Here is a 23,993-nt window from a genome sequence, read left to right as displayed (position 1 = left end):
ACTTGTGCGCCAGGTGACAATTCCAGTGCCGTCCTGGACAAGGATTGGCTTAATTTCGTGGATTGGGCTGGTTGAATTTCGGATTACTCGAAAATACCCAGTGCCGACGAATCGCGCCACCCTACTCCGGCGACGGCACCGGCGGCCGTGATGTCAGCGCCGTGCCGAAGGCGGCGACAACGACGGCTGCGATCCCGGCCAACTGTGTTGCGGTCAGGCTTTCATGCAGGAACAGGAAGCCGGCCAGCGCACCCAGCCCCGGCTCCAGGCAGGTCAGCGTGCCGTAGATGCGCGCCGGCATGCGGGTCAGCGCCACCATCTCCAGGAAGAATGGCAACGCGCTGGAAAACAGCCCGACCAGCAGCGCGCTGACCAGGATCGACGGCGACAGCAGCGCGGATCCCGCCTGCGCGATACCGAAGGGCAGCACGAGCACAGCGGCGATGGCCATGCCGTAGGCAGTGGTGCGGGTGCCAAGCTCCGCGCCGGCCTTCTGGGCAAGCACGATATAAAGCGCCCAGAAGCCACCGGCAGCCAGCGCCAGCATCACCCCTATCGGATCAAGCGGCGCGAGGGAATGAACGAAGGGCGACAACAGCAGGATGCCGGCCACCGCCAGCGCGATCCAGGCAAAGTCGCTGGCGCGCCGCGAGCTCAAGGTCGCCACCAGAAGCGGGCCGGTAAACTCCAGCGCCACCGCGATGCCGAGCGGAATCCTGGCGAGCGCTGCGTAGAACAGGAGGTTGAGCGCGCAAAGCGTCACCCCATAGGCGACCAGCCACGGCAGAGTGGCACGCGAGGGTTTCTGCCAGGGCCGCAGCACCGCGATCAGCATCAGCGCACCGATGACCAGCCGCAGCGTCGTCGTGCCTTGCGCGCCGATCTGCGGGAACAGGCCCTTGGCAAAGGTGGCGCCGATCTGGATCGACACCATGGCGCCCATCAGTGCCGCGACCGGCAAGGGCGCCGCTTCGCGACGGGCAATCGGCGTCGATGTCACGTGATCCCAACCTCCATGCCGCCGGGTCCAAACCCGACCGGCGGCATGGAGTTAGGGCGAACCGGCCGACCTGTCGTGAGGCAGCGGCGGACTGGCTGCTGGGGCACGGACTGTTGGCACGCCATGAGCCTCCCAGCCCGCGAAGCGTTCATTGCCGCAGTGCACAAGGAATAGCTGGAGATGATCCTGTAGGTGCGAGAGCGCAACGACAACGATACGCTTCAGGCGGTGGCAGCCGAGCGCTTGAAGAGGATGGTGACTTTAGTGCCCTCGCCAGCGCTCGACTTCACGTCGAACTCCGCCTTGGCATTCTCGGTCAGCGAGCGGGCGATCAGCGCGCCGAGTTTGCCGCTCTTGGGCCAGGTCTCGCCGTCCGGCAGACCGATGCCGTCATCGGCGATCACGATGCGGCAGCCATCACCGTCGACGATGCTGTGCAGCGTGATCGTGCCGCCGTCTCGCCCTTGGAAGGCATGCTTGAGCGCGTTGGTCAAAAGTTCGTTCACCACCAGCCCGGTCGGCATGGCGACATTGATCGACACCGGATAGGTGTCGATCTTCATGTCGAGGCGGATGCCCTCGACCGCATGCGAGTTCATCACCGCCGACGCGATCTGGCTGAGATAAACACCAAGATCGACCTCATCCTTTTCATCGTCTCCCGACAGCGTCTGGTAGAGGATTGCCAGCGCATCGACGCGACCTGCCAGCCTCTCGAAACGCTTCTGATCCGGTTCGGCCGCGTTGCGCGTCTCCATCCGGATCAGTGCGGTGATCATCTGCAGATTGTTCTTCACCCGGTGCTGCAATTCGCGCAGCAGCGTGTCCTTCTCGCGGATGCGCTCATCGATCGATCGCGCATCTTCGGTTTCGCCATGGGCCGAGACGTCGACCAGCGCCACCAGCCGGAAGCAGGCCTTGCCATTGTCGTCCTCGATGACGTTGGAATAGACGTCGACGATCACAGATTTGCCTTCTGTCCGCTCCAGCCGGAACGTACCGATGAAATCGGTGTCCTCGACCACGGCCTCGAACAGCGGCCGGTCCTTCTGCTTGTGCAGGCCGGTGCCGGAAAGCGCCGCCCAGTGTTGCCGGGCGAGCGTCGCCGCCTTGAGGCCGGACAGTTTCTCGAATTCCGGATTGGCATAGACGACACGCTCCTTCGAAACTAGGTCCGAGACGGCAATGGCGATCGGTACCTGGTCGAGGAACTTCTTGAACTGTTCGCTTTCCAGCGCGCTGGCAAGGTCCGGCGTTTCGAGCAACTGCCCGACCGCTTCGGCCTTCTGTGTATCGGATGTCATCTGCGGCGCCTGTGCTGTGTGGTCACCATCAATAACAGCGATGCGATCACCCCGCCATCGCCAAAGCTCAAGGCGGCACTTCACGCGCCGTCACGAGCGGTGTGTTCGCACAATCTCGAAAATGCGTAGCCGCCTCGGAATACTTGACCGAGCCCTGGGAACCGCTCACGAGGCCGGCTTCGACGCCAGCCTTGGCGCGGTCTTGACGTCGACGATCTCAGGCTTGGCACTGTCCACCGTGCCATCCCAGCCGCCACCGAGCGCCTTGTTGAGGGCGATGTAGTTGGTCGCCAGCAGGACGCGGCTTTGCAGCAGCGAGTCCTCGGCCGAGTAGAGCGAGCGCTGGGCGTCGAGCACATCGAGCAGGCTTGTCTCGCCGGCCTTGTAGAGCGTGCCTTCGAGCCGCGCCGCATCGCCATAGGATTTCGCCGAAGAGGCGAGCTTGGCGATCCGGATGCGCTCCTGCGACAACAGCACCAGCGCGTTCTCGACATCCTCGAGCGCCGTCAGCACCGAAGACCGGTATGCGATGAAATATTGATCGCGCTGCGCCTTGGCGACCTCGACGGCCGCCTGCAATTGACCGGCATTGAACAGCGGCACGCTGAGCGTCGGCCCGAACGACCAGCCGATCGACGAATTCTTGCCGAGATCGCCAAGCTTCAGCGCCGCCGTGCTGATGTCTCCCGTCAGGCTGACCGAGGGATAGCGGGCGGCCTCTGCCTGGCCGATCCTGGCGGTGTATTGCGCATATTGGCGCTCCGCCATGCGCAAATCGGGCCGCGAAAGCAGCAGGTCGGCGGGAATTCCGGTGGGCATCGGCAGGCGTGGTGCGGGGATCGGGGCGACCCGCTTCAGCCGCTCGCTGAGCGAGGCAGGCGGCCGGCCGGCCAGCACCGCAAGACGATGCACGGCCTGGGCATAGCTTGCCTCCAGCGTCGGCACCGCGGCTTCGGTGCTCGCTGCCTGCCCCATCGCCTTGGCGACATCGGCGGCGGTCGCCGTGCCCGCCTGCGCCATGGTGCGGGTAAGTTCGGCGGTCTGCCTCTGCGACGCGGCCGAGCGCCGGGCGAGTGCGATGCGGGCCTGGTAGCCGCGCGCCTGGGTATAATAGGAAGCGACATCGCCGACCAGGGTGAGAAGCGTCGAGCGCAGTTCCTCCTGCGAGGCGTCCAGCCCGTAGCGCGCGGCCTCAACACCCCTGCGGTTGGCGCCGAACAGGTCGAGTTCCCAGCTGGCGTCAAAGCCGGCCTGATACTCGCTGTAGGTGGCGTCAGAACCTGATGTGGTCTCGGCCGACTTGTTGCGGGTGGCCGAGCCGGAGCCGTCGACCGACGGCAGCAACGTGCCGGCACTCTGGCGGTAGCTGGCGCGCGCCTCGCGGATTTTTGCCTTGGCGGTGGCGAAATCGAGATTGCCGGCAACCGCTTCCTCGACAAGCGTGTTCAGCTCGGGATCGCGCAGCCGCTGCCACCATCTCGACAGTTGCCCCGGCTGGACAGGCTTTGTCGGCTTCTGGCCACTCCAGCTTGCAGGCATCGCCAATATGGGCGTCTGATAATCCGGACCGACGACGCATCCCGCGAGCAGGACAGCGGTAATCATAGGCGCAAGAAGCCGCCTCGCGGCTACCGAGCCACGTTCCAAACCTGTCATGTGAAGTTTTCCTATTGCTGGTTGGCCGTCAACGGCGTCTCGCCCGTATCTGGTTTGGCCGCCCTGCCCTTGAAGATGCGCCGCACGGTGACGAACAGCAGCGGCACCAGGAAGACACCGATCACCGTCGCTGCGATCATCCCGCCCATCACGCCGATGCCGACGGAGTTCTGCGCACCCGAGCCCGCACCGCTGGCAATCGCCAGCGGCAACACGCCGAGGATGAAGGCCAGCGACGTCATCAGGATCGGCCGCAGCCGCTGTCGTGCTGCCTCAAGTGTCGCCTCAACGAGCCCCATCCCGGCGGTCTGCCGCTCGATGGCGAACTCGACGATGAGGATGGCATTCTTGGCCGCGAGACCGATCGTGGTTAGCAGGCCGACCTTGAAATAGACGTCGTTGGACTGGCCGAACAGGCTTGCCGCCAGCAGCGCGCCGAAGATGCCGATCGGCACCGACAGCATGACCGCGAACGGGATCGACCAGCTCTCGTAGAGTGCGGCCAGGCACAGGAACACGACCAGCGCCGAAATCGCGTAGAGCGACAGCGCCTGGTTGCCCGAAAGCCGTTCCTGGTGCGACAGGCCGGTCCATTCGTGCGAATAGCCGGGCGGCAATTGCGCCACCAGCCGGTCGATCTCGTCCATGGCCGCACCCGAACTCACGCCCGGAGCCGCGGCACCCTGGATCTCGACTGCCGCCGACCCATTATAGCGTTCAAGCCGGGGCGAGCCGAACGTCCAGTGACTGGAGGCGAAGGCCGAGAACGGCACCATGGCGCCACTGGCATTGCGGACCTGCCATTTGTCGAGGTCTTCCGGCTGCATGCGGAAGTTCGCGTCCGACTGCATGTAGACCGGTTTCACCCGCCCGCGGTCGATGAAATCGTTGACGTAGTCGCTGCCCCAGGCGGAGGACAGCGTGTTGTTGATGTCGGCCAGGCTGACGCCGAGCGCGCTGGCCTTTTCCTGGTCGATGTCGACGGAGAATTGCGGCTGATCCTCCTGGCCGTTGGGCCTTGTGGCGGTGAGCAGCTTGCTCTGCCCGGCCAGGGCCAGAAGCTGGTTGCGCGTTTGGATCAGCGCATCATGGCCGGCGCCGTTGACATCCTGCAAGTAGAAATCGAAGCCGTTGGTGTTGCCAAAACCCTGGATGGCGGGCGGGGCAAGCGCGAAGACCTGCGCATCCCTGATCTTGGAGAAGGCGCCCATGGCGCGGCGGGCGACCGCTTGCGCCGACAGGGCCGGTGATTTGCGCTGGCTGAATTCCTTCATCGGCACGAAAGCAATGCCGACATTCTGCCCGGCGCCGCCGAAGCCGAAGCCGGAAGCGGTGAAGACCCCTTCGACAGCGTCCTTTTTCTCCTTGAGATAGTGATCGGTCACTTCAGCCAGCACGCGCTCGGTGCGGTCCTGCGTCGCGCCGACCGGCAGCGACACGCTGGTGATCAGGATGCCTTGGTCTTCTTCCGGCAGGAACGAGCTCGGCAGCCGGGCAAACATCCAGCCCATGGCGATGACGATGGCGAGGAAGACGGCGAGGAAGCGCCAGGACCGGTTGATGATGCCGTGCGAGCCGTCGCGATAGGCCGTCGTGCCGCGGTCGAAGACGCGGTTGAACCAGCCGAACGGACCGGTCTGCGTCGCATGGTCCTTGGGCCGCCGCAGGATCGTGGCGCATAACGCCGGCGTCAGCACCAGGGCCACCAGCACCGACAGCACCATGGCCGAGACGATGGTTACCGAGAATTGCCGGTAGATGATGCCGGTCGAACCGCCGAAGAAGGCCATCGGCACGAACACCGCCGAAAGCACGGTGGCGATGCCGATCAGCGCTCCGGTGATTTCGTGCATCGACTTGCGCGTCGCCTCCTTCGGCGACAGATCTTCCTCCTGCATCACGCGCTCGACATTCTCGACCACGACGATCGCGTCGTCGACAAGCAGGCCGATGGCCAGCACCATGGCGAACATGGTCAGTGTATTGACCGAATAGCCGAAGAAGGAGAGCACGCCGAATGTGCCGAGCAGCACCACCGGCACGGCAATCGTCGGGATGATGGTGGCGCGCAGATTCTGCAGGAAGATGAACATCACCAGGAACACCAGCACGATCGCCTCGGCCAGCGTCTTGACCACTTCCTCTATCGACAGCCGCACGAAGGGCGAAGTGTCGTAGGGGTAGACGACCTCGACGCCCTGCGGGAAGGTCGAGCTCAACCGATTGATCGTCGTGCGCACCGCTTCGGCCGTGCTGATGGCGTTGGCGCCGGTCGCGAGGTTGATCGCGACACCGGCCGCCGGCTGGCCATTGTAGCGGGCCGCCGTCGTATAGCTTTCAGCGCCGAGCTCGACGGTGGCTACATCGTTGAGGCGAACCAGCGAGCCGTCGACCGTGCTCTTCAGGATGATGTTGCGGAACTGTTCGGCGGTCTGCAGCCGGCTCTTGGCCGTCACCGTGGCATTGAGCTGCTGGCCCTTGCGTTGCGGCATGCCGCCGAGCTGGCCGGCCGAAACCTGCGTGTTCTGCGCCTCGATCGCCGAAGCCACGTCGCTCGGCATCAACGTGTATGTGGCGAGCTTGTCGGGATCGAGCCAGATGCGCATGGCATAGCTGGAGCCGAACAGCTGCGTCGAGCCGACGCCTTCGACGCGCTTCAGCGTGTCGTTGATGGTTGAGTCGACATAGTCGGCCAGATCGGTCGAGTTCATCTTGCCGTCGCTGGAGACGAAGCCGATGACCATCAGGAAGCCGGTCGAGGATTTGGAGACGGTGATGCCGTTGCTCTGCACCACTTGCGGCAGCTGCGACTGGACCAGCTGCAACTTGTTTTGCGTCTGCACCTGGGCGGTGTCGGGATCGGCCGCGGTGGTGAAGGTCAGCGTGATCGTCGCCGCTCCGGTCGAGGTCGAGGTCGCCGTCATGTAGTCGAGATTGTCGATGCCGGTCATGCCTTGCTCGATGACCTTGGTCACCGAATTCTCGACGGTCGACGCATCGGCACCCGGATAGGTGGCGCTGATGTTGACGGTGGTTGGCGCGATCTGCGGATATTGCGAGATCGGCAGCGTGGTGAGCGCGAGCAGTCCGCCCAGCATGATCACGATGGCGATCACCCAGGCGAAGATCGGCCGGTTGATGAAGAATGCTGACATCTCTCAGTTCCCGGCCTTCGGGGCGTTGGCGGCCACTTCGGAGGCAGCTGGCACGGACGAAGAGGTCTGCGCGCGGTCCTTGACCTCGCCGGTCGTCTCGTCGATCGTCACTTCGACGCCCGTTGCGTCGCCGCCGGGGCGGACAAGCTGCAAGCCCTCGACAATGACGCGGTCGCCGTCTCCGACGCCTGAATCCACCAGCCAGTTGTTGCCGACGCTGTTGCGCACTGCGAGCACGCGTGTCTCGACTTTCCCTTGCGCGTTGATGACCATGGCAGTCGCCTCGCCCTTGGTGTTGCGGCTGACGCCGCGCTGCGGCACCAGGAAACTGTTCTGGGCAACGCCCTCCTCGACCAGCGCCCGCACATACATGCCGGGCAGCAGCAAGCGATCGGGATTGGGGAATTCGGCCCTGAGCGCGAAGGTGCCGGTGGTCTGGTCGACATTGGCGCCGGCGAATTCCAGCTTGCCGGTCTGCGTGTAGATGGTGCCGTTCTCGAGCTTCAGCTTGACGCTGACATTGGGGCCGCTGAACTTCAGCCGGCCCTCATTGATGGCCTGGCGCAGATTGAGCAGATTGGTGCTCGATTGTGTGACATCGACATTGATCGGATCTAGCGAACGGATGGTGGTGAGCAAGCTGTCCTGGTTGGCGGTGACGAGCGCGCCCGGCGTCAGCGACGACTTATCAATGCGACCGGCGATCGGCGCGGTGATCTTGGTGTAGTCGAGGTTGATGCGCGCGGTCTCGACACTGGCCTTGGCGGATGCAACATCCGCGTTGGCCTGCGCCAGCGTTGCCGCAGCATCGTCATAATCCTGTTTGGAAACAACGTTCTGCTTCAACAGGCCGGCATAGCGGTCGAACTTGGCCTGCGCGGTCGGCACCGCCGCTTCGGCCTTCTGCTGGGCTGCCTGCGCGCTGTCATAGGCTGCCTGGTAGCTCGCCGGGTTGATGAGGTAGAGCGGCTGCCCGACCACCACCTCACTGCCTTCCTTGAACAGCCGCGCCTGGATGATGCCGTTGACCTGCGGACGCACATCGGCGGTCAGCGAGGCAGACGTCCGTCCCGGCAGTTCGGCTGTTATCGCCACCGATTGCGGGCGCAGCGTGACGACGCCGACTTCCGGTTTGCCGGGCGCGCCCATGCCGGCGGGGGCGCTGCCCTCCTGCGAGCAGGACGCCAGCAGAAAGGTAGCGGTGAACATCGCGGCCCAGGGCGCCAGATGGCGTGCCGAAAAACGAGGCTGGCTAGGCTTGGAAATCATGGCCTGGATCTTTCCCTGGAGTTGTGTACGCGTTGGCAATGGACCGCTTGGTCGAGGGGCATGCCGATCCATATGACGATAGGCCGCACCCGTCGGCGGGCGGCGACGAGCAATGCTTGGAAGCGGCTCATGTCGCGCTCCTTCTCGGCGGCCGGAGCTGCTCGAAAGTCGAGTAGCTGGCCTCGATGCCCACCAACATCATTATGCCGATCAGCGAGGACATGCCAAGCGCCTTGCCGGAGTTCACGCGATCTTGCGGTCATGATGTCCATGATTGTCGAGCGGCTGCGAAGAAGCGACAGCCGCCAGGCGGCGAAGCGCAGGCGGATCGCGCCCTTCAGCGTGTCGACCGGGAGCGCCAGCGGCATATCGCGCCCGGCAGGACCGAACGAGAGCCTCGGGCTGGCGGACGCGAGCAGCCGCAGCATGATCATGGCTTCCCACATTGTCGTGCTTCCATTGCATGGTTCGAATTGGCGTCATTCGAACTGGACGTGATTGAAACGAGGGATGGCGGAGATACGCCCGCCATCCCCCGGAGAACCGGCCGGCCCGAGAACGGGTTGGGTACCGGGCCGGCCGGTGCAGTCGGTCAGAGTTGTCAGTCGTTCCCGGGCTGGGGCGAGAGCTGCCTGCCATCGTTGGGCAGGCCTCTGGGGCCGGCTGCATCGTTCGGCGGCCCGCCCCAGGGACCGGGGGGTGATCCATGGGGGCGTTCCGCCGAAGCGAGGACTTCGAGTTGTTCGGGCGTCAGCTTGGCACGCAGTTCCGCGATCGCGTCCTTCAGTTTACCGGCCGAAACCGCGCGGGCGGTGACATCGTCGGCCAGCTTTTCCTGGAACGCGAAAGGATCAGGCTTGCCGCCGGGACCCGCCGCGTCGGGACCCTTCGCTTCAGCACTACCGGGCCGCCCGTGGTTGGGTCGAGGCGGCGAAAGCACCGCCTGCAGCGCGCTGGTGTAGTCGCGCCAGGCGTCGAGTTGTTCGGTGCGGATGCCGACGCGGGTCTCCAGCGCGGCGAGCCGGGCGGCCAGCATGAACTCCGGCGGCGGACCCATGCGGCGGGGACCAAAGCCCTGTGGGCCGAAACCCTGCGAACCAGGCCGCATCGGTCCATGCGGGCCGGGTCCAGCCATCGGGCCGTGATCTGGGCCGTCCTGCATGGCCACGACAGGTGGCGGCTCGCCTGGTCCGGCGCCGGGATCTGGCTGCGCTGCCAGCGCGGGGTGAATTGCGGCGACGGAAAACAGGCCGAGCGCAAGAAGTCTGCTTCGCATAAAGATGTTCCTTTCTCTCATGCTTCGGACAGTTCAGAGGATAGGAAGCGTCTTTGTCCGCTTCGCGTCGGCGTGTTGCCGAAGGTTTCCGCAAAAGGGCAATTTGTTTCCGAATGTTTCCCATGACCCGCCGGAAACGTTCGGTTGCAATTTTCCATGCCGCTCGGGCGCGGCTCCTCCTATAATCGTGGCCAAGGCAAGGGCACGATTGATGCAGTCACAACCCCATATCCTCGTCGTTGACGACGACCGCGAGATCAGGACGCTTCTCCAGCGCTATCTCGACAGCCAGGGCTTTCGCGTCACGGCGGCGGCGGACCGGCGCGAATGCGAGCAACGGCTTGGTGCGGGCCAATTCGACCTGATCGTGCTCGACGTGATGCTGCCGGACGGCTCGGGGCTCGATATCTGCCGCGGCTTGCGCGACCGCAAGCCGCACACCCCGATCATCCTGCTGACCGCGCTGAAAGAAGATGTCGACCGCATCATCGGCCTGGAACTCGGCGCCGACGACTATCTCGGCAAGCCGTTCAACCCGCGTGAGCTCATTGCCCGCATCCGTGCCGTGCTCAGGCGCTCGGCGCCCGAGGAGGCGCCCGCCTCCCCGGGCGCGCGTACCTACCGCTTCGCCGGCTACAGGCTGGAGCCGGACACCCGCAAGGTGACGGATGCACAAGGCGTGGCCGTCGACCTTACGGGCGCCGAGTTCGACCTCTTGCAGGTGTTTCTCGACCGCCCCGGCCGGCTTTTATCGCGCGACCAGCTTCTCGACCTGACGCAAGGCCGCGAGCGCGACCCGCTCGAGCGTTCGGTCGATGTGCTGGTGAGCCGGTTGCGCCGGAAATTTTCGGACACCGGCGACGGGCCGCTGTTCAAGACCGTGCGCAATGGCGGCTACCAGCTCACCGCGCGCGTCGAGACCGTGGAGAGCCAGGCGTGAATTCGCTGCGCCGCCGTCTCATCCTGCTGCTGGTCGCCTCGATCGTCGGCGTCGTCGGCCTGGCGACCGCCGCCGTCATCAGCGTGCGCGGCGGCGGACCGCCGCCGGAACTGACCGTGCCCTGGATTGCCCAACAGATGGAACTGGTGGTGCGGCTTTTGCCGGGGCCGGTCCCCGACGTCCTGCGGGTGCAATTCGCCGACCATCCGGCGGGCGGCAAAGTGGCTCGTGCGGAAACGGCGATGCTCAACGACATCCTGCACCGCCGTGGCCTCGACTTTCCGGCGGTCGTCAACGAGAAGGCGGACGAACCCGGCCAGATCGCATCGATGCACCTGCCTGACAGCCGCTGGGCGATCATGGAGGTGCCGCACCTCAAGCCGCCAAGGCGCGAATGGCTGGTTCTGGCAGGCTGGATCTCGCTGATCGTCGCCGGCGCCACGGCGGTGTCGGTCTATTTCACCTCGGTGCTGATCCGCCCGCTCGAGATGCTGGAGGCCGCCGTCTCCAAGATCGGATCGGACGGCGTGCTGGCGGCGGTGCCGGAAGTGGGCTCGGCCGAGGTCAAGGCCACCGCGCATGCGCTGAACCAACTCTCGTCGCGGCTGCGGACCGCCATGGAGAGCCGCATGCGGCTGGTCGCCGCCGCCGGCCATGATCTGCGAACGCCGATGACGCGCATGCGGCTGCGCGCCGAATTCCTCGACGACGAACGCGACAAATGGCTTCACGACCTCGACGAACTCGACCGCATCGCCGACAGCGCCATCCGTCTGGTGCGCGAAGAGGTGAACCAGGACGCCGTCGAACCGGTCGACCTGGCAAAGACGGTGCGCGATATCGAAGCCGAGATGGCATCGCTCGGCCATGCCGTGTCGATCGGGCACCTGGACAAGGTTTGCGTGCGGGCCGGCGCGCTTGGCCTGCGCCGCGCCTTGCGCAACCTGATCGTCAACGCCGCCACCCATGGCAAGGCGTGCCGCATCGACCTGGCCGCAGCCGACAATCGCGCCGTGCTGACCATATCTGACCATGGCCCGGGCATACCCACGGAACTCCTGAACAAGGCGTTCGAGCCCTTCTTCCGCGTCAACCCCGGCCGCCTGCAATCCGTCCCCGGAGCCGGTCTTGGCCTCGCCATCGCCAAGGAGATCGTCGAGCGCTACGGGGGCACGATAACGCTGGAAAACCGCCCGGGCGGCGGGCTGGAACAGACGGTGGTGTTCGACGCGGTGTAACGGTTAGCGGTCAGCCGAGTAATCGGCGTTGACGAAAAACAGAGACGATGCTGCACCGCGCAAAGCCAATGTTCCAAATCATATCTCCACGGAGCCAGGACCGAACCCATATAGCCAAAATATAGATCGCAAAATTTCTTGTGATCCAACAAAGAACTAGGCTCTCAAGCCAGGAGCTCCTCAATCAACCGAGGCGGGAACATCGGCACAACTTAAACCACAGCGTTTAAATTCTGAGGAAACTCGCCAGAGATGGCGAGAACCGGCCGGTTTGTCAATTTTTAGCACTTGCTCACATAAGTATTTCAGCCGGGTAGATTTTTTGTGTTGCGCTGCACAACGCCGTAGCCGAACGATCTCCTAGGGGGACTCGTTTGCGACTGGACATACGCCGTGGAGGATTCCGCCAGGTTGACCAGCTTGAGTTGTCCGTCCGTCGATTTCGAGCCCGGCCCGGCCGTGCTCGCAATGCGCAGATTTGCGGGTGCCTTGGCGGGTCTCGTCCGCCTTAGCCTGCCGCTCGAAACGGCCGGCTGGCGGCCTCATCGCGGATATCACGCCGGCGGAAGCCGCTGATGGGAAGCGCCCGTGACATCCAACTTGATGCGTTGAGAGCCATCGCCGTAACGATGGTGTTGTATTCCCATTTCTTAGCGGAGGAACCTTCGTTCTGGGGCCATATCGGTGTGCGGCTGTTCTTCGTGCTGAGCGGCTTTCTGATTACGCGCCTGCTCCTGGAGGCGCGCTCGGCCACCGAATTCGAAACCGGCCCCGCGCTGCGCTCCTTCTACATCAGGCGGATGTTGCGGATATTCCCACCCTATTTTGCCGTCCTGGGTTTCGTCTGGCTGGTCGACCTGGATCAGTCCAGGGGGTCGCTGGTCTGGCATGCGCTTTATCTGTCGAACTTCTGGTATGCGCTGCACAATAACTGGAACCCTTGGGTGCTGGGCCATTTCTGGAGCCTGAGCATCGAGGAGCAGTTCTATCTTGCCTGGCCGCTGGTCGTCCTGCTGGCCCCACGCCGCCGCTTCGAGGCCATCTGCATCGCCGTCATCGCGCTGTCGCTGGCCTATCGCTTCTATTGGCCGATCACCGCCACGCCGGCGCTGACGCGCGACCTGCTGCCGCCGGCATCCATGGATGCGCTGGCGTCGGGCGCGCTGCTTGCCTGCTGGCATTTTAGGGGCGCCGGCCTGCCGCACTGGATGCGGCTGGGCTGGCCTGCCTTCGCGGCCGCATTCCTTGTCATCGAGTGGTTAGTCCCGGAGCCCGCCGATCCGACACTGGAATGGGCCCGCTGGCTGCTGCGGGAAGTCCTGCCCCTGGTGCCGCTGATGGTCATCGTGGCAGCCTGTTCGCGCGGCCTTGGCGGCATCCTGGGCAGGCTTGCCGAAGTGCCGCCGCTGCTTGGCCTCGGCCGCATCAGCTACGGCGTCTATCTCTATCATCCGATATTGCTGTCGCTCGCCGTCAAGGCGCAGCCCTGGATTCCGCTCAACGTCTCGGAGCAAGGGCCAGGGCGATTCCTGGTCGCGGGCGCCGCCACGATTGTCGCGGCCTGGATTTCCTGGGTGGTTTTCGAGAGGCCGCTCAACAGCCTGAAGCGCTACTTCCCCTATGTCGCGCGCACCCGCTCTGCACAGGGCAGCCATGATGGCTGGCTCGCGACGGCGGCCGTCGGACCGCCCGATGGCCGCACACCGGCGCTCGAACTCCAGCGCACGGATGCAGGGCGATGACCGCCGCGCCGCTCGTCTCCGTCCTGTTGCCGGTCTACAATGCCGGCCCCTATCTCGCCGCCGCGCTGGGAAGCATCCTGCGGCAGGATCACAGTCGCCTGGAGATCATCGCGATCGATGACGGTTCGACCGACAATTCGCTCGAGATACTCGAGCGCTGCCAAAAGGCCGACAGCCGCATTTCGATCGTCTCGCGCGAAAACCGCGGCCTTGTCGCGACACTCAACGAAGGGCTGGCGCTCGCCCGGGGCGAACTGGTCGCGCGGATGGACGCCGACGACGTCGCCTATCCCTGGCGTTTGTCGCGCCAGGTGGCGCTGTTCGAGCGGCGGCCCGAACTGGGCTTCTGCGGCGCCGGCGTCGACATGTTGATCCGCGGCCGAATCGCCATCGGCAGGCCCGATCCGGTGTTCAAATTCGGCCGCATCCCTGTATTGGCGATGTTCTTCACGATCTTCATGCACCCGACGGTCGTCTACAACAGGAAAGTCATCGACGACAGCGTTCTCCACTACGACCAGACCTACAGGCACGCCGAGGATTTCGATCTTTTCAGGCGGCTGGCCGGGCGTTACCCGGCAGCCATGATGCCCGAAAACCTGGTCGTCTACCGCGTCCATGAGGCAAGCGTGACCAGCCGGCACGTCAAGGAGATGCGCAGGACGCATTTGCGGATCGTGGCCGAGAACCTTGAGCGCGAGGGCCTAGCGCAGGCCACGCGGGACCTGCGCGACATCGGCGATGCGGTCAGCCACGACACGGTCGCCCGTGCGGCCAGCTTCATCGTCGCGCTGGAGGAGGAAATCCGCTCGCTGCCGGCGGCGACGCGGCCGAGCTTCGAGGCTGGCGCGCTGAACCTGTTCTATTTCCTCTACCAGCTCGTCGCCGACGAAAAGCAGCCGGCGTTGACGCATGAATTGCTGACGCGAACCGCGAAATGGAACGCCATCCGGCGCCGCGAGCAATATGCGCTGCGGCCCGGCGCCTGGGCGCCCTGGCTCAGCCTCGCCTCGCTGTCGGCCAGCAGGCAAGCCGACGCCATGGCATATTTCTTCAAATCAGCGCCCGCCGCGGCGGTTCTGGCACCTTATCAAGCGGTCTGAGGCATGATCGTCAAAGCCAACCAACCTCTGCAGCGCGATCGTTCGACGGCGTCCGACCCCGCCCCGACCGATCGAGGCCGGGACCGATCGCCGGAAGTCAGCTTCATCATCTGCACCCGCAACCGCGTCGCCGTGCTCGATGCCTGCATCAAGTCGGTGCAAGCCGCTTGCCGCGCACATGCCGGCTTCGCCGCCGAACTCGTGGTCGTCGACAACGGTTCGATGGACCGCACGGCCGAACGCCTGGCCAGCATCGCCGCTGCGTCGGACATTCCGTTCACGCCCGTTTGCGAGCCGCGCCCCGGACTGGCGGCGGCGCGAAACGCCGGGCTGCGGCGCGCACGCGGCCGTGTGCTGGTCTTCGTCGACGATGACTGCGCGGTCCATCGCGACTATCTGCGCGATCTGGAGCGACACTATGCGTCCGGGGAACAATGGCTCATCCGGGGCGGCCGTGTCGAGCTTGGCGATGCCAGGGATTTGCCGTTCACCATCAAGCGGTCGTGGGCGCGCGAGCGGCTGACGCCGGATGTTCATCCCGGCGGTTTCGTGCTGGGCTGCAACATGACGATGCACCGCGACGTCGCGGCCCGCATCGGCTATTTCGACGAACGCTTCGGCGCCGGCGGACCATTGCGGTCGGCAGAGGATACCGATTATCTCGTGCGCGCGATGCTGCTCGGCATCGCGGTCGAGTATGTGCCTGATATGACGATATTCCATCATCACGGCCGGCGGGATCGCAAAGCCATCGAAAAGCTGCACCGCGACTACAGCCTGGGCAATGGCGGGCTCTGCCTGAAGCATGTTCGCCACGCGCCCTGGCTGCTTCGCCATTTCTACTGGGCCGCAAGAGGGGCTATCAGGGAATTGGCGGGAGGACCCGCCTTCGATCGTGAACTCAACCTGCCGCACTGGCCGATCGTCGCCATGAATTTGCTCGGCGCGGCCAGGTTCGCGGTTCTCCTGCTGGCCAGACGGCCGCGAGCCGAGCCGGTGCGGCAAGATCAGCAAGCCAATGCCCAGGCGAGGTGAAACGCTATAATGCCGATGCTGCCGCCAAGCCTGCCGATGCTGTTCCGGGCGTTCGGAAAGCGGCAACTGCGCCTGCTTCCGGCGGTGGTGGTACTCGGCCTGGTCAGCGCCGTCCTCGAAGGGTTCGGCATCGGCCTGATCATCCCGTTGCTGGGCATCATCATGGGACATGGGGATGCGGCCGGCATGGGCGGCTTTTCCGCTGTCCTCCAGCATGTCGGATCGGGCTTGAGCGAGCGCGACCGGCTTGTGGTCATTTCGGTCGCCATCCTCAGCTCGATCGTCCTGAAGAACGTCTTCGCCTTCGCCAACACGCTGCTGACGACCTTCATCTCCGGCAAGGCAAGTCACTCGATCCGCAGCGCCTTGTCGGAGCAGCTGTTGCGGGTCGGCTACCCGTTCTTCCTGCGGCAAAGCCCCGGACGCCTGCTCAACATCATCTCCAACGAATCCTGGCGGGCCTCCGATGCGATCCAGATCATGCTGTCGGCCATCGTCAGCGCATCGGCCGCCATCATCCTCCTGGCTTTCCTGCTGCTGCTTTCGTGGCGCATGACGCTTCTGGTCACGCTCGGACTGGCGCTCGTCCAGATCGCGCACGCCATCCTCTCGGCCAACCTGAAGGAGCCCAGCCGCAGCGTCGCTTCGCGCAACGGCCACCTCGCCTCGCAGATGCTTCACCTTGTGCATGCCGGACGGCTGATCCGCATCTTCGGACAGGAGAACCGGGAAAAGGCGATATTCGACACGGCGTCGGATGCGGTTCGCCGCGCTTCCTTCGCGCTGCTCGTGCGCCAGGGAGCGCTGCCGCCGCTGACAGAGGTTCTCCACGCCATGCTGTTCCTGGCGGTGGTGATCGGCGCCTGGCTGGCGCAGGTGAGCTTCCCGCTGATCATCGCCTTCGTCATCCTGCTCTACAGGCTGCAGCCGCATATGCGGGCCCTGCAGGGGTCGTGGAGCCAGCTGCAGGGCCTGAGCGGATCGCTTGAAGAGGTGACATGGCTGCTGGATCCCGCCGGCAAGCCGCAACCGCCGCAAGGCGACGGGCCGTTCCACGGTCTGCGCCAGGGCATCAATTTCGACGATGTGACATTCACCTATTCCGGCACGGACCGGCGCGAGGTGGTGCTGCATGCGGCGACATTCGAAATCAGCGGTGGCCGCTCGACGGCGCTGATCGGCCGCTCGGGCGCCGGCAAGACGACCATCGTCAATCTCCTGTGCCGCTTCGTCGAACCGGACACCGGCAGCATCCTCGTCGATGGATCGCCGCTCGACCGGATCGACGCCAGCCAGTGGCGACGGCACATCGCCCTGGCCAGCCAGGAGCTGGAGCTGGTCGACGGCAGCATTTTTGACAACATAACCTACGGCCAGGATGCGGCGACAGCCGGCGATGCCGAGGCCGCCGCAAGACTGGCCGAAGCGCATGAGTTCATCGAAAGGCTGCCTCAGGGCTACGAGACGCTGGTCGGCTACAGGGGCGTCAACCTGTCGGCGGGACAGAGGCAGCGGATCGCCTTGGCGAGAGCCCTGGTCCGCGACCCCGATCTCCTCATCCTGGACGAAGCCACCAATGCGGTGGACGGGCTGTCGGAAGCGGCCATCGTCGAGACCTTGAAGTCGAGAGCCGGCCGCCGCACGACCATCGTCATCAGCCACCACCACAGCACCATCTCGTTCTGCGACGACGTGGTCATCCTGAGCGGCGGCCGCGTGAAAAAGCAGGCGCCTTTCGGCGCCCTGGCCTCGCTCAGCATGGACGAGCTTTATCAGCACGAGCCGCTCGACTGACAAGGCACCGGGCCGGCCGCGATCGTTTCCCGTGCCTGTTTGCAGCCTCCGGCCGGCGGGTCGTCGAAAAGGTTCGAATCAGCAGCCCGGGAATTGCCGCTGGCACCTTCCGTGATCGCACCAATGCCGTGCGGAACCGAGGCGCGCTACCTTGTCTGTGCGGCGGACCTGTCGATCCGCCTGGCCGGTGCCCCATTGGGCTTACTCTCCGGGTGAGGTGCCGGCCTCCCATGCACAAAACAAAGACCTGAAGCCGGTCGCCTGAAGCCCTTCAGGCGCGACACGCTTTAAGAAGCGGCGCCGACATTCCTGCGCATGCGCCGCCTGCCCGTCGTCCGTGCTTTCTTGGCCATTGCCCCGGCTATCTCGACCACGCCGTTCTCGGGCGGCCTGCCATTGGTGGCCTTGTGGAGCCGCTCGTAGGGCAGCAGTTCCTTGATCCGGGCATTGAGCGAGGCGATTTCGGCTTTGAGGTCCTCGCATTCCTGCCTCTGCACGTCGAACTGTATCTGTTCGGACGCCTGTTGCAGCGTCAGTTGAGAAAGGTTGGCGTTCACCTTGGAAAGACTCATCTTGTCGCCTTCGCTCTCCTGGCTCAGCGCGGACAATCTTTCATCGGCGATCTTCTTTTCGGCCAGGGCGTCGTTCAATTCGCTCTTGAGCCTGGCGATCTCGCCTGCGGCTTCGCTGTTTTCGGTCGAGGTTTGCTCCAGCCGCGATTGCAGGTTCTGGATCTCCGAGCCCAGCCCGCGCATTTCCGCCTGGCCGCGAGCCAGCTCGGCTTCCTTGTCGCCTTCCATCATGCGTGCCGCTTCGGTCGTTTCTGACAGCTTCGCCTGTGCGGCCTCGAGCGACTTCTGGAGCCGCATCTCCTCTTTCTCGCTCTTGCCGAGCGCGGCCAGCAGCTCCGCCAGCCGCGCTGCTTCGCTGGCATGGATCGTCGACAGCTCGTCGAGCCTGTGGCGCGCCTGCGATTCCCGCTTCAGCGCCTTGTCGAGTTCGATCGAGAGGTTGACGTGCTTTTCGCGCAGCATCTTGCTTTCGCGCAAGCGCCTGTTGGCCTCGACCGTCCTGGCCGTCAGCCGCTTGGCGATGTCGCCGAACTCCGCTTCGCGTTTGGCGCTCGCATTGGCTGTCTCCACCAGTTCCAGCCTTACCGCGGCCAGTGCCGCACGAAGCGTCTCCCGGTCCTGAACCAGGCTTGTCTCGCGCTGCTGCAGCGCTTCGAAAGCGCCTTCACGCTCGCGCAATTTTCTCGTCGCATCGTGCAGCTTCTCCGACAGCGCCCTCTGTTCGGCGGCCAGGGCCGCATTGGCAACCTCCAGCTCGTTGGCGCGCAGGATGTCGCTGTGGAGGATGTTGAGGAATTCACGCGTCAAATGGTGTGAGGTGCCGATCTCCGACAGCTTGTCGTTGATCTCCTCCAGATAGTCCCTGGCGTCATGGAAGAGACCCTCGAAGGCGCTCAATGCAGCCAGCCGGGTCTGTGTATGGGCGGTCAGCCGTGGCGCGGTTTCGGAACTGTCCGCATCGCCCGCGGCGTCGGCCTTCCCGGCATTGTCGTCATTTGCCGCGTCGGCCTGGGGTGGCCCGCCATCGGCTGCCGCGGGGGCATCCGGCACATCGTCACTCTCTGGCGGCACCAGGTCGTCGGCATCGAGACTTGCATCCAGCGCGTCCGCCAAATCGATCTGCAGGTCCTGGATCGCTTTATCCACGTCTTCAGCACGCTTGATCAGGCCTCTGAAGTTCATCACCAAACTCCCCTTACGCATACCTCGCTTCGAACTTAACAAATTGCTAATATATCCTTACATCCGCTGCTTGCGCAGGGGAAGCCCCGTCGGCACAAAGGTAAATTTGGGACATTTGGGGGGTTGGAATAGCGTGAACAACCAATGCCGCAGCCGGGAAGAGCCGGATTCCTCTGACAGTGTGGAGGTCTGAAGGACGGCAAGACCGTGGCCGCTCAGAAGAGCCCGCGCGAGACCTCGAGGGCAGCGGAGAAACTCGCCTGATCTCTTGGCAGGCGCAAGATCACTATCGCAGGGCCGGGCCGAGTGCTCTAACCCAAACGGTCTCAGCTGCTTTTCGGGGCTGGTACCAACTGGATCGGAGGTCGCTCGCCGGACGCGTTGCCCAGCGCGATGGCGACCCGGTCGCGCCCATTACCCTTGGCTTCGTAGAGCGCGTGATCCGCGGCATTGGTCAATTCGGCCCAGCCCACGCCATGCTCGGGGTAGGCGGCGACCCCGAACGAGGCTGTAACGGTGCCCAGCGTTCGGCCGCGATGCGTCAAATGAAGCTTCCTGATTGCCTGGCGCAGCGCTTCCGCCCGCTCGGCACCTTCCTGGACCGAGCTTCCCGGCATGACCAGGGCAAACTCCTCGCCGCCGTAGCGCGACACGACATCACTATCCCTGGCGTGCTCGATCAAGGTGGCGGCGACCTGCTTCAGGACGAGATCGCCGGCTTCGTGGCCGAACGTATCGTTGAACTGCTTGAAATGGTCGACATCGAGCATGATGACCACCAGCGGCTGGCCCGAGCGTTCCATCCGGCGCAGTTCGCGGCTGCTCGTCTCCTCGAGATATCGCCGGTTGAACAGACTGGTGTTCGGATCGCGGATCGACTGCTGCCGCAGCGTCTCGCGCAGGCGCAGATTGGCCAGGGCGAGCGCCAGCGTGTCGACGACACCGCGCAGAATCTGCTGTCTTTCAGCCAGCCATTGCGGCTTCTCGGCCGCATTCGGTTCGCACAGATGAAGGATGCCCAGCGTTTCGCCTTGCGCCGCCAGAGGCATGCAGACATAGCCCTTCTTGCCGTTCTCGGTGATATGCGCGCAGCGCGGCGTGAGCATGCCGGGGCCGGCGACATGTTCCTGGCCGCGCCTGAGCGCCCAGCAGTCTTCCGGCGCGAATTGCGTGGCGCTCGAGCGGACGTCGCCCCAATGCGCCATTTCTTCCACCAGGTTGCGCGACGCGCTGGTCAGGTGGACGGTTCCGCTCAAGCCACCGAGAAACTCGGCCATGGCGGTGCCGACCACCGAGAATGCTTCCGGGAAGGTGACGCAGGCCTGCAGCAGTTCGCCTAGCTTCACCAGACGGGTCGTGGTTTCGGACTTTTCGTGCAGTTCACGGTTGAGGAGTGCCAGCTGATCGGCACGCTCGTTGACCACTCCTTCCGCGCGGCGCAGCTCGCTGATGTCGTTGAGCGTAAGGACGAGACCGCCTTCGGATCGGCTGAGCGGACCGCAACTGGCGATGACCGGCAGGTGCGAGCCGTCGGATCTGGCCAGGCGCACTTCGCCCTGCTGCTGGCGGCCCGTGGCTAGCGCCATTTCGATGGGAGAAGCGCCGGCGGCGAACGCGCCGCCTCTGGGATCGCGAATGGTCAGCACCGAATCCCATTGCTGCCCGACGATCTTGTCGGCACGCCGCCCGATCATCGTTGCCGCCGCCGGATTGGCGCTGGCGATCCGGCCGTCCCCGTCTAGAACCGCGATGCCTTCGGCAGCCGTCTCGACGATGTCCTCGACATGCGCACGCGCCGACGCAAGCTGGTCCGCCATCGTGTTGAAGCCATCGGCCAGCTGCCCGAATTCATCGTTGCGGGCGTGGCTGATGCGCGTCATGGCATTGCCTTTCGCCAGCGCTTCCATGCCGCGCATCATGTCCCCGAGGCCAGAGCTGACACGGCGGAGCAGCTGCCATGCAAAGCCGACCGCGACCAGCACGGCGGCCGCCGTGCTGAGGCCAACCAGCCAGAGCAGGCTGTCGGTGCTTTGTTCGGCGGCCTGCAGAACAGGGTCATATTCCAGCAGCACGGCGCCGATGATCGCACCCTCGGGATTTTCGATCGGAACAGCCAGTATGGCGTTCACTTCCTCCGGATCGACAAATCTGCGCGGAATGCCGTCCGCCAGGGTCTGGCCGATTTCGTTGCCGGGGTCGTGACCGAATTTGTCGCCGACCTGGTGCTCTTCGTCGGCGGCATGGGCGAGGATGGTCTTGTTGCTGTCAAGGACCAGGAAATCCCTGTGCAGGCGGCGGTGCTGGTGCAACAAGAATTGCTTGAGCGCCTCGGGCCGATCGAGCAGCGAAAGCGTCCCATCGGTTGATTTGAAGACGATGGTGTCGGCCAATTCCCGAGCGACATTGGTCGCTTCGGTCAACCCCAACGATTTGGTCGCCACTTTCTGCGTAAAGATCGCGACGCCGCCGACCAGCGCGATCAGGGCCGCGGCGGCCACCATGGAGAGAATGATCTGGCTCTTGATGCGCATGTCATGGCTCCGCCGAGAACGACAGCATTGCGCATGTCACATCGAGCCAGCATCTCATTCCCGGCTTTTATTACCAAATGCTTATCAACGTCCTAACGACGCCAGCCGCGGCTCCTCGCACGACGCACGGTTCCTCACCCCCCATGAAATGAGGGCGAGGAACCCAAGTCTTGCTAAGTCACCCCGCCATGGCCATCGGCACGGCGCTCTTGTTGGGGATCTGGATGTCGATTTCCAGCGTCGACATGGTCTCGCCGCGGTCCATCGAGACCTGCAGATAGTCCTGGTCGATCTGCACATGCTTGGCGATGACGGCCATGATCTCCTCGCGCAGGATGGAGACGAGGTCTGGCTGGCTGCGGTTGCGGCGCTCATAGGCGAGCAGCACTTGCAGCCGCTCGCGCGCCACCGGGGCGCTGGAGCGCCGCTTGAAGATGTCGAGCAGGTTCATGCCGCCCTCCTTCCCAAAAGACGATCGAGGAAGCCCTTGCGCTCGAAGGGCACGATGACGGGCAATTCCTCGCCCTCCAGCCGTCTGGCGGCATCGATATAGGCCTTGGCAGCGGAATTGAGCGGCTCCGACAGCGTCACCGGCGAACCGAGGTTGGAGGCGCGCAGCACATCCTGGCTTTCCGGAATGATGCCGAGCAGCGGCACCGACAGGATTTCCAGCACGTCGTCGATGGAGAGCATCTCGCCGCGCGACGCACGCGCCGCGTCATAGCGCGTGACCAGCACATGCTTGGCGATCTGCTCGCCCTGCTCCGCCCGCAAGGTGCGGGCGTCGAGCAGGCCGATGATGCGATCGGAATCGCGCACCGACGACACTTCAGGATTGGTGACGATGACCGCCTCGTCGGCAAAGCGCATGGCGAGCTGCGCGCCGCGCTCGATGCCGGCCGGGCTGTCGCAGAACACGTAGTCGAACACCGAGCGCAGCTTGTCGATGACTTCGCCGACGCCCTCCTCGGTCAGCGCATCCTTGTCGCGCGTCTGCGAAGCCGGCAGCAGGAACAGCGTCTCGACCCGCTTGTCGCGGATCAGCGCCTGCGAGAGTTTCGCCTGGCCCTGGATGACGTTGACGAGGTCGAACACCACGCGCCGCTCGGCCCCCATGATCAGGTCGAGGTTGCGCAGGCCGACGTCAAAGTCGACCAAGGCCACCTTCTTGCCGGTCTTGGCCACGGCCGCCCCGAGGGCCGCCGTCGAGGTCGTCTTGCCGACGCCCCCCTTGCCCGAGGTGACCACCACTACCTTGCCCATTGAAAAGCCTCCGTTGTTGTTTTCTTGGTCGAGCGGCCCGGCCGCCCCAATATCGAAACGAATGTCAGCTCAGCGTCGAAACCCGCAAAGCGTCGCCATCGAGAAACGCCTGCACCGGCTTGCCGCGCGAAACGCCTTCCATCTCCTCGGCGGTGACGTACCAGCCGTCGACCGCCAGAAGCTCGGCCTCGTTCTTGCGGCAGAAGATGCGCGCGCCCCTGTTGCCCAGCGCACCCGCCGAAGCGCGCCCGCGCAGCGTGCCGTAGACATGGATCGAGCCCGCCGCGATGATCTCCGAACCGGACGCGACCGAACCAAGCACGATGACATCGCCATGCGGATGCACGATCGCCTGGCCGGAACGGATCGGCGCCTTGATCATCAGCGTGCCCGAAGCTTCAACCTGCGGCTCGCTATCGCCCGCCTTGCTTGCGTCAGCCTTGCCGTCGCCGGCTTTATCCGCGCTGCCCGCGTCCGCGCGCTGTTCAGGCGCCCTGCCCTCTGCCTTGTCCTCTCCGGAAACATCCTCTCTCGCCTCGCGGGGCAGCAGCCCATCCGTCGTCGCCTCCTTGGCGCCGACCAGCACCGGCGGGAAATTGGGCTCGAGTGCGGCGTGGCCGTCGAGCTCGATGGCGTAGATGCGGATGCCGCGATGGCCAAGCACGCCGACCAGCGATTCGATCGCGGCGACATCGGGCTTCAAGGTGTTGAGATCAAGCACCACCGGCCGCCCGGCAAAATAGCCCGGCGAGTTGCCGATCCAATGATCCAGCCCCTCCAGCCACACGTCCAAAGGCGCTTCTGGCGTCAGCGTGAAAGCGACGAAAGAGCGGGCGCGAAAACGAATGGATTTGGCCTCGAGGGGGGCGGCAAAGGTCACGGCTGGCGAATCCTTACTGAGAGGTAAACGCTAGCGAGGGAATGGTTAACGAA

The 23,993-nt window shown here is 64.6% G+C and carries 18 protein-coding genes; 6 read left to right on the top strand and 12 right to left on the bottom strand.

Features of this window, described 5'->3' with window-relative positions; all coding sequences use genetic code 11:
- Positions 1–121 precede the first annotated feature (121 nt).
- From EOD15_RS03185 to EOD15_RS03155, 7 genes are all read right to left on the bottom strand, one after another.
- The gene (locus tag EOD15_RS03185) at positions 122–1,000 is read right to left on the bottom strand and encodes a DMT family transporter (protein WP_127320855.1); all 879 of its coding nucleotides are present in this window, start codon (positions 998–1,000) and stop codon (positions 122–124) included.
- A gap of 221 nt (positions 1,001–1,221) precedes the next feature.
- Positions 1,222–2,304 (bottom strand): histidine kinase dimerization/phosphoacceptor domain -containing protein, encoded by a 1,083-nt coding sequence (locus tag EOD15_RS03180; RefSeq protein ID WP_127320856.1) that lies wholly within the window; start codon positions 2,302–2,304, stop codon positions 1,222–1,224.
- A gap of 165 nt (positions 2,305–2,469) precedes the next feature.
- Positions 2,470–3,960 carry an efflux transporter outer membrane subunit gene (locus EOD15_RS03175; RefSeq protein WP_127408283.1) on the bottom strand — a complete coding sequence of 497 codons (1,491 nt, stop codon included), beginning with the start codon at positions 3,958–3,960 and terminating at the stop codon, positions 2,470–2,472.
- Positions 3,961–3,971: 11 nt separating this feature from the next.
- Positions 3,972–7,115 carry an efflux RND transporter permease subunit gene (locus EOD15_RS03170; RefSeq protein WP_127408282.1) on the bottom strand — a complete coding sequence of 1,048 codons (3,144 nt, stop codon included), beginning with the start codon at positions 7,113–7,115 and terminating at the stop codon, positions 3,972–3,974.
- A gap of 3 nt (positions 7,116–7,118) precedes the next feature.
- Positions 7,119–8,264, bottom strand: a complete 1,146-nt coding sequence (locus tag EOD15_RS03165) for an efflux RND transporter periplasmic adaptor subunit (protein ID WP_245463558.1) — start codon at positions 8,262–8,264, stop codon at positions 7,119–7,121.
- Positions 8,265–8,380: 116 nt separating this feature from the next.
- Positions 8,381–8,830 carry a hypothetical protein gene (locus tag EOD15_RS36505; RefSeq protein WP_245463555.1) on the bottom strand — a complete coding sequence of 150 codons (450 nt, stop codon included), beginning with the start codon at positions 8,828–8,830 and terminating at the stop codon, positions 8,381–8,383.
- A gap of 155 nt (positions 8,831–8,985) precedes the next feature.
- On the bottom strand, positions 8,986–9,660 hold the full coding sequence (locus EOD15_RS03155) for a hypothetical protein (protein WP_127408281.1): 675 nt from the start codon (positions 9,658–9,660) through the stop codon (positions 8,986–8,988).
- A gap of 211 nt (positions 9,661–9,871) precedes the next feature.
- On the opposite strand from EOD15_RS03155, the gene EOD15_RS03150 reads away from it, so the two are divergent.
- The 6 genes from EOD15_RS03150 to EOD15_RS03125 all read left to right on the top strand — a co-directional run bounded on the left by EOD15_RS03150 (position 9,872) and on the right by EOD15_RS03125 (position 17,512).
- Positions 9,872–10,600, top strand: a complete 729-nt coding sequence (locus EOD15_RS03150; RefSeq protein WP_127322537.1) for a response regulator — start codon at positions 9,872–9,874, stop codon at positions 10,598–10,600.
- Positions 10,597–11,838 carry an ATP-binding protein gene (locus EOD15_RS03145; RefSeq protein ID WP_127322536.1) on the top strand — a complete coding sequence of 414 codons (1,242 nt, stop codon included), beginning with the start codon at positions 10,597–10,599 and terminating at the stop codon, positions 11,836–11,838. The genes EOD15_RS03150 and EOD15_RS03145 overlap by 4 nt, the downstream gene beginning before the upstream one ends.
- Before the next feature lie 575 nt (positions 11,839–12,413).
- A complete protein-coding gene (locus EOD15_RS03140) occupies positions 12,414–13,580 on the top strand; it encodes an acyltransferase (protein WP_127408280.1) in 1,167 nt (388 codons plus the stop codon).
- Positions 13,577–14,683 (top strand): glycosyltransferase family A protein, encoded by a 1,107-nt coding sequence (locus EOD15_RS03135; RefSeq protein ID WP_127322582.1) that lies wholly within the window; start codon positions 13,577–13,579, stop codon positions 14,681–14,683. Before EOD15_RS03140 ends, EOD15_RS03135 begins: the two co-directional genes overlap by 4 nt.
- A 3-nt stretch (positions 14,684–14,686) precedes the next feature.
- On the top strand, positions 14,687–15,718 hold the full coding sequence (locus tag EOD15_RS03130) for a glycosyltransferase (protein ID WP_127322581.1): 1,032 nt from the start codon (positions 14,687–14,689) through the stop codon (positions 15,716–15,718).
- Between the two features lie 9 nt (positions 15,719–15,727).
- The gene (locus EOD15_RS03125; RefSeq protein WP_127408279.1) at positions 15,728–17,512 is read left to right on the top strand and encodes an ABC transporter ATP-binding protein; all 1,785 of its coding nucleotides are present in this window, start codon (positions 15,728–15,730) and stop codon (positions 17,510–17,512) included.
- 287 nt (positions 17,513–17,799) lie between these two features.
- Here EOD15_RS03125 and EOD15_RS03120 read toward each other — a convergent pair whose 3' ends face one another.
- The 5 genes from EOD15_RS03120 to minC form a co-directional block, all read right to left on the bottom strand.
- Complete coding sequence (locus EOD15_RS03120) at positions 17,800–19,266, bottom strand: hypothetical protein (protein WP_127322575.1); 1,467 nt, start codon at positions 19,264–19,266, stop codon at positions 17,800–17,802.
- A gap of 326 nt (positions 19,267–19,592) precedes the next feature.
- The gene (locus EOD15_RS03115; RefSeq protein ID WP_127408278.1) at positions 19,593–21,797 is read right to left on the bottom strand and encodes a diguanylate cyclase; all 2,205 of its coding nucleotides are present in this window, start codon (positions 21,795–21,797) and stop codon (positions 19,593–19,595) included.
- Between the two features lie 178 nt (positions 21,798–21,975).
- Positions 21,976–22,248 carry a cell division topological specificity factor MinE gene (minE, locus tag EOD15_RS03110; RefSeq protein ID WP_023813379.1) on the bottom strand — a complete coding sequence of 91 codons (273 nt, stop codon included), beginning with the start codon at positions 22,246–22,248 and terminating at the stop codon, positions 21,976–21,978.
- Positions 22,245–23,060 carry a septum site-determining protein MinD gene (gene minD / locus EOD15_RS03105; RefSeq protein ID WP_013530671.1) on the bottom strand — a complete coding sequence of 272 codons (816 nt, stop codon included), beginning with the start codon at positions 23,058–23,060 and terminating at the stop codon, positions 22,245–22,247. The genes minE and minD overlap by 4 nt, the downstream gene beginning before the upstream one ends.
- A 64-nt stretch (positions 23,061–23,124) precedes the next feature.
- Complete coding sequence (gene minC / locus EOD15_RS03100) at positions 23,125–23,940, bottom strand: septum site-determining protein MinC (protein WP_127408277.1); 816 nt, start codon at positions 23,938–23,940, stop codon at positions 23,125–23,127.
- Between the last annotated feature and the right edge of the window lie 53 nt (positions 23,941–23,993).

It is taken from the genome of Mesorhizobium sp. M7A.T.Ca.US.000.02.2.1, from assembly GCF_003996995.1.
GTDB lineage: Bacteria > Pseudomonadota > Alphaproteobacteria > Rhizobiales > Rhizobiaceae > Mesorhizobium.
The sequence above is the reverse complement of the archived record's forward strand: the minus strand, read 5'-3'. Positions and strand labels throughout refer to the sequence as shown.

Coding starts and splice junctions, on each gene's coding strand:
- EOD15_RS03180 (WP_127320856.1), bottom strand. CDS start 2,304: ATGACATCCGATACACAGAAGGCCGAAGCGGTCGGGCAGTTGCTCGAA.
- EOD15_RS03175 (WP_127408283.1), bottom strand. CDS start 3,960: ATGACAGGTTTGGAACGTGGCTCGGTAGCCGCGAGGCGGCTTCTTGCG.
- EOD15_RS03170 (WP_127408282.1), bottom strand. CDS start 7,115: ATGTCAGCATTCTTCATCAACCGGCCGATCTTCGCCTGGGTGATCGCC.
- EOD15_RS03165 (WP_245463558.1), bottom strand. CDS start 8,264: ATGGGCGCGCCCGGCAAACCGGAAGTCGGCGTCGTCACGCTGCGCCCG.
- EOD15_RS36505 (WP_245463555.1), bottom strand. CDS start 8,830: ATGTGGGAAGCCATGATCATGCTGCGGCTGCTCGCGTCCGCCAGCCCG.
- EOD15_RS03155 (WP_127408281.1), bottom strand. CDS start 9,660: ATGCGAAGCAGACTTCTTGCGCTCGGCCTGTTTTCCGTCGCCGCAATT.
- EOD15_RS03150 (WP_127322537.1), top strand. CDS start 9,872: ATGCAGTCACAACCCCATATCCTCGTCGTTGACGACGACCGCGAGATC.
- EOD15_RS03140 (WP_127408280.1), top strand. CDS start 12,414: ATGGGAAGCGCCCGTGACATCCAACTTGATGCGTTGAGAGCCATCGCC.
- EOD15_RS03135 (WP_127322582.1), top strand. CDS start 13,577: ATGACCGCCGCGCCGCTCGTCTCCGTCCTGTTGCCGGTCTACAATGCC.
- EOD15_RS03130 (WP_127322581.1), top strand. CDS start 14,687: ATGATCGTCAAAGCCAACCAACCTCTGCAGCGCGATCGTTCGACGGCG.
- EOD15_RS03125 (WP_127408279.1), top strand. CDS start 15,728: ATGCCGATGCTGCCGCCAAGCCTGCCGATGCTGTTCCGGGCGTTCGGA.
- EOD15_RS03120 (WP_127322575.1), bottom strand. CDS start 19,266: ATGAACTTCAGAGGCCTGATCAAGCGTGCTGAAGACGTGGATAAAGCG.
- EOD15_RS03115 (WP_127408278.1), bottom strand. CDS start 21,797: ATGCGCATCAAGAGCCAGATCATTCTCTCCATGGTGGCCGCCGCGGCC.
- minE (WP_023813379.1), bottom strand. CDS start 22,248: ATGAACCTGCTCGACATCTTCAAGCGGCGCTCCAGCGCCCCGGTGGCG.
- minD (WP_013530671.1), bottom strand. CDS start 23,060: ATGGGCAAGGTAGTGGTGGTCACCTCGGGCAAGGGGGGCGTCGGCAAG.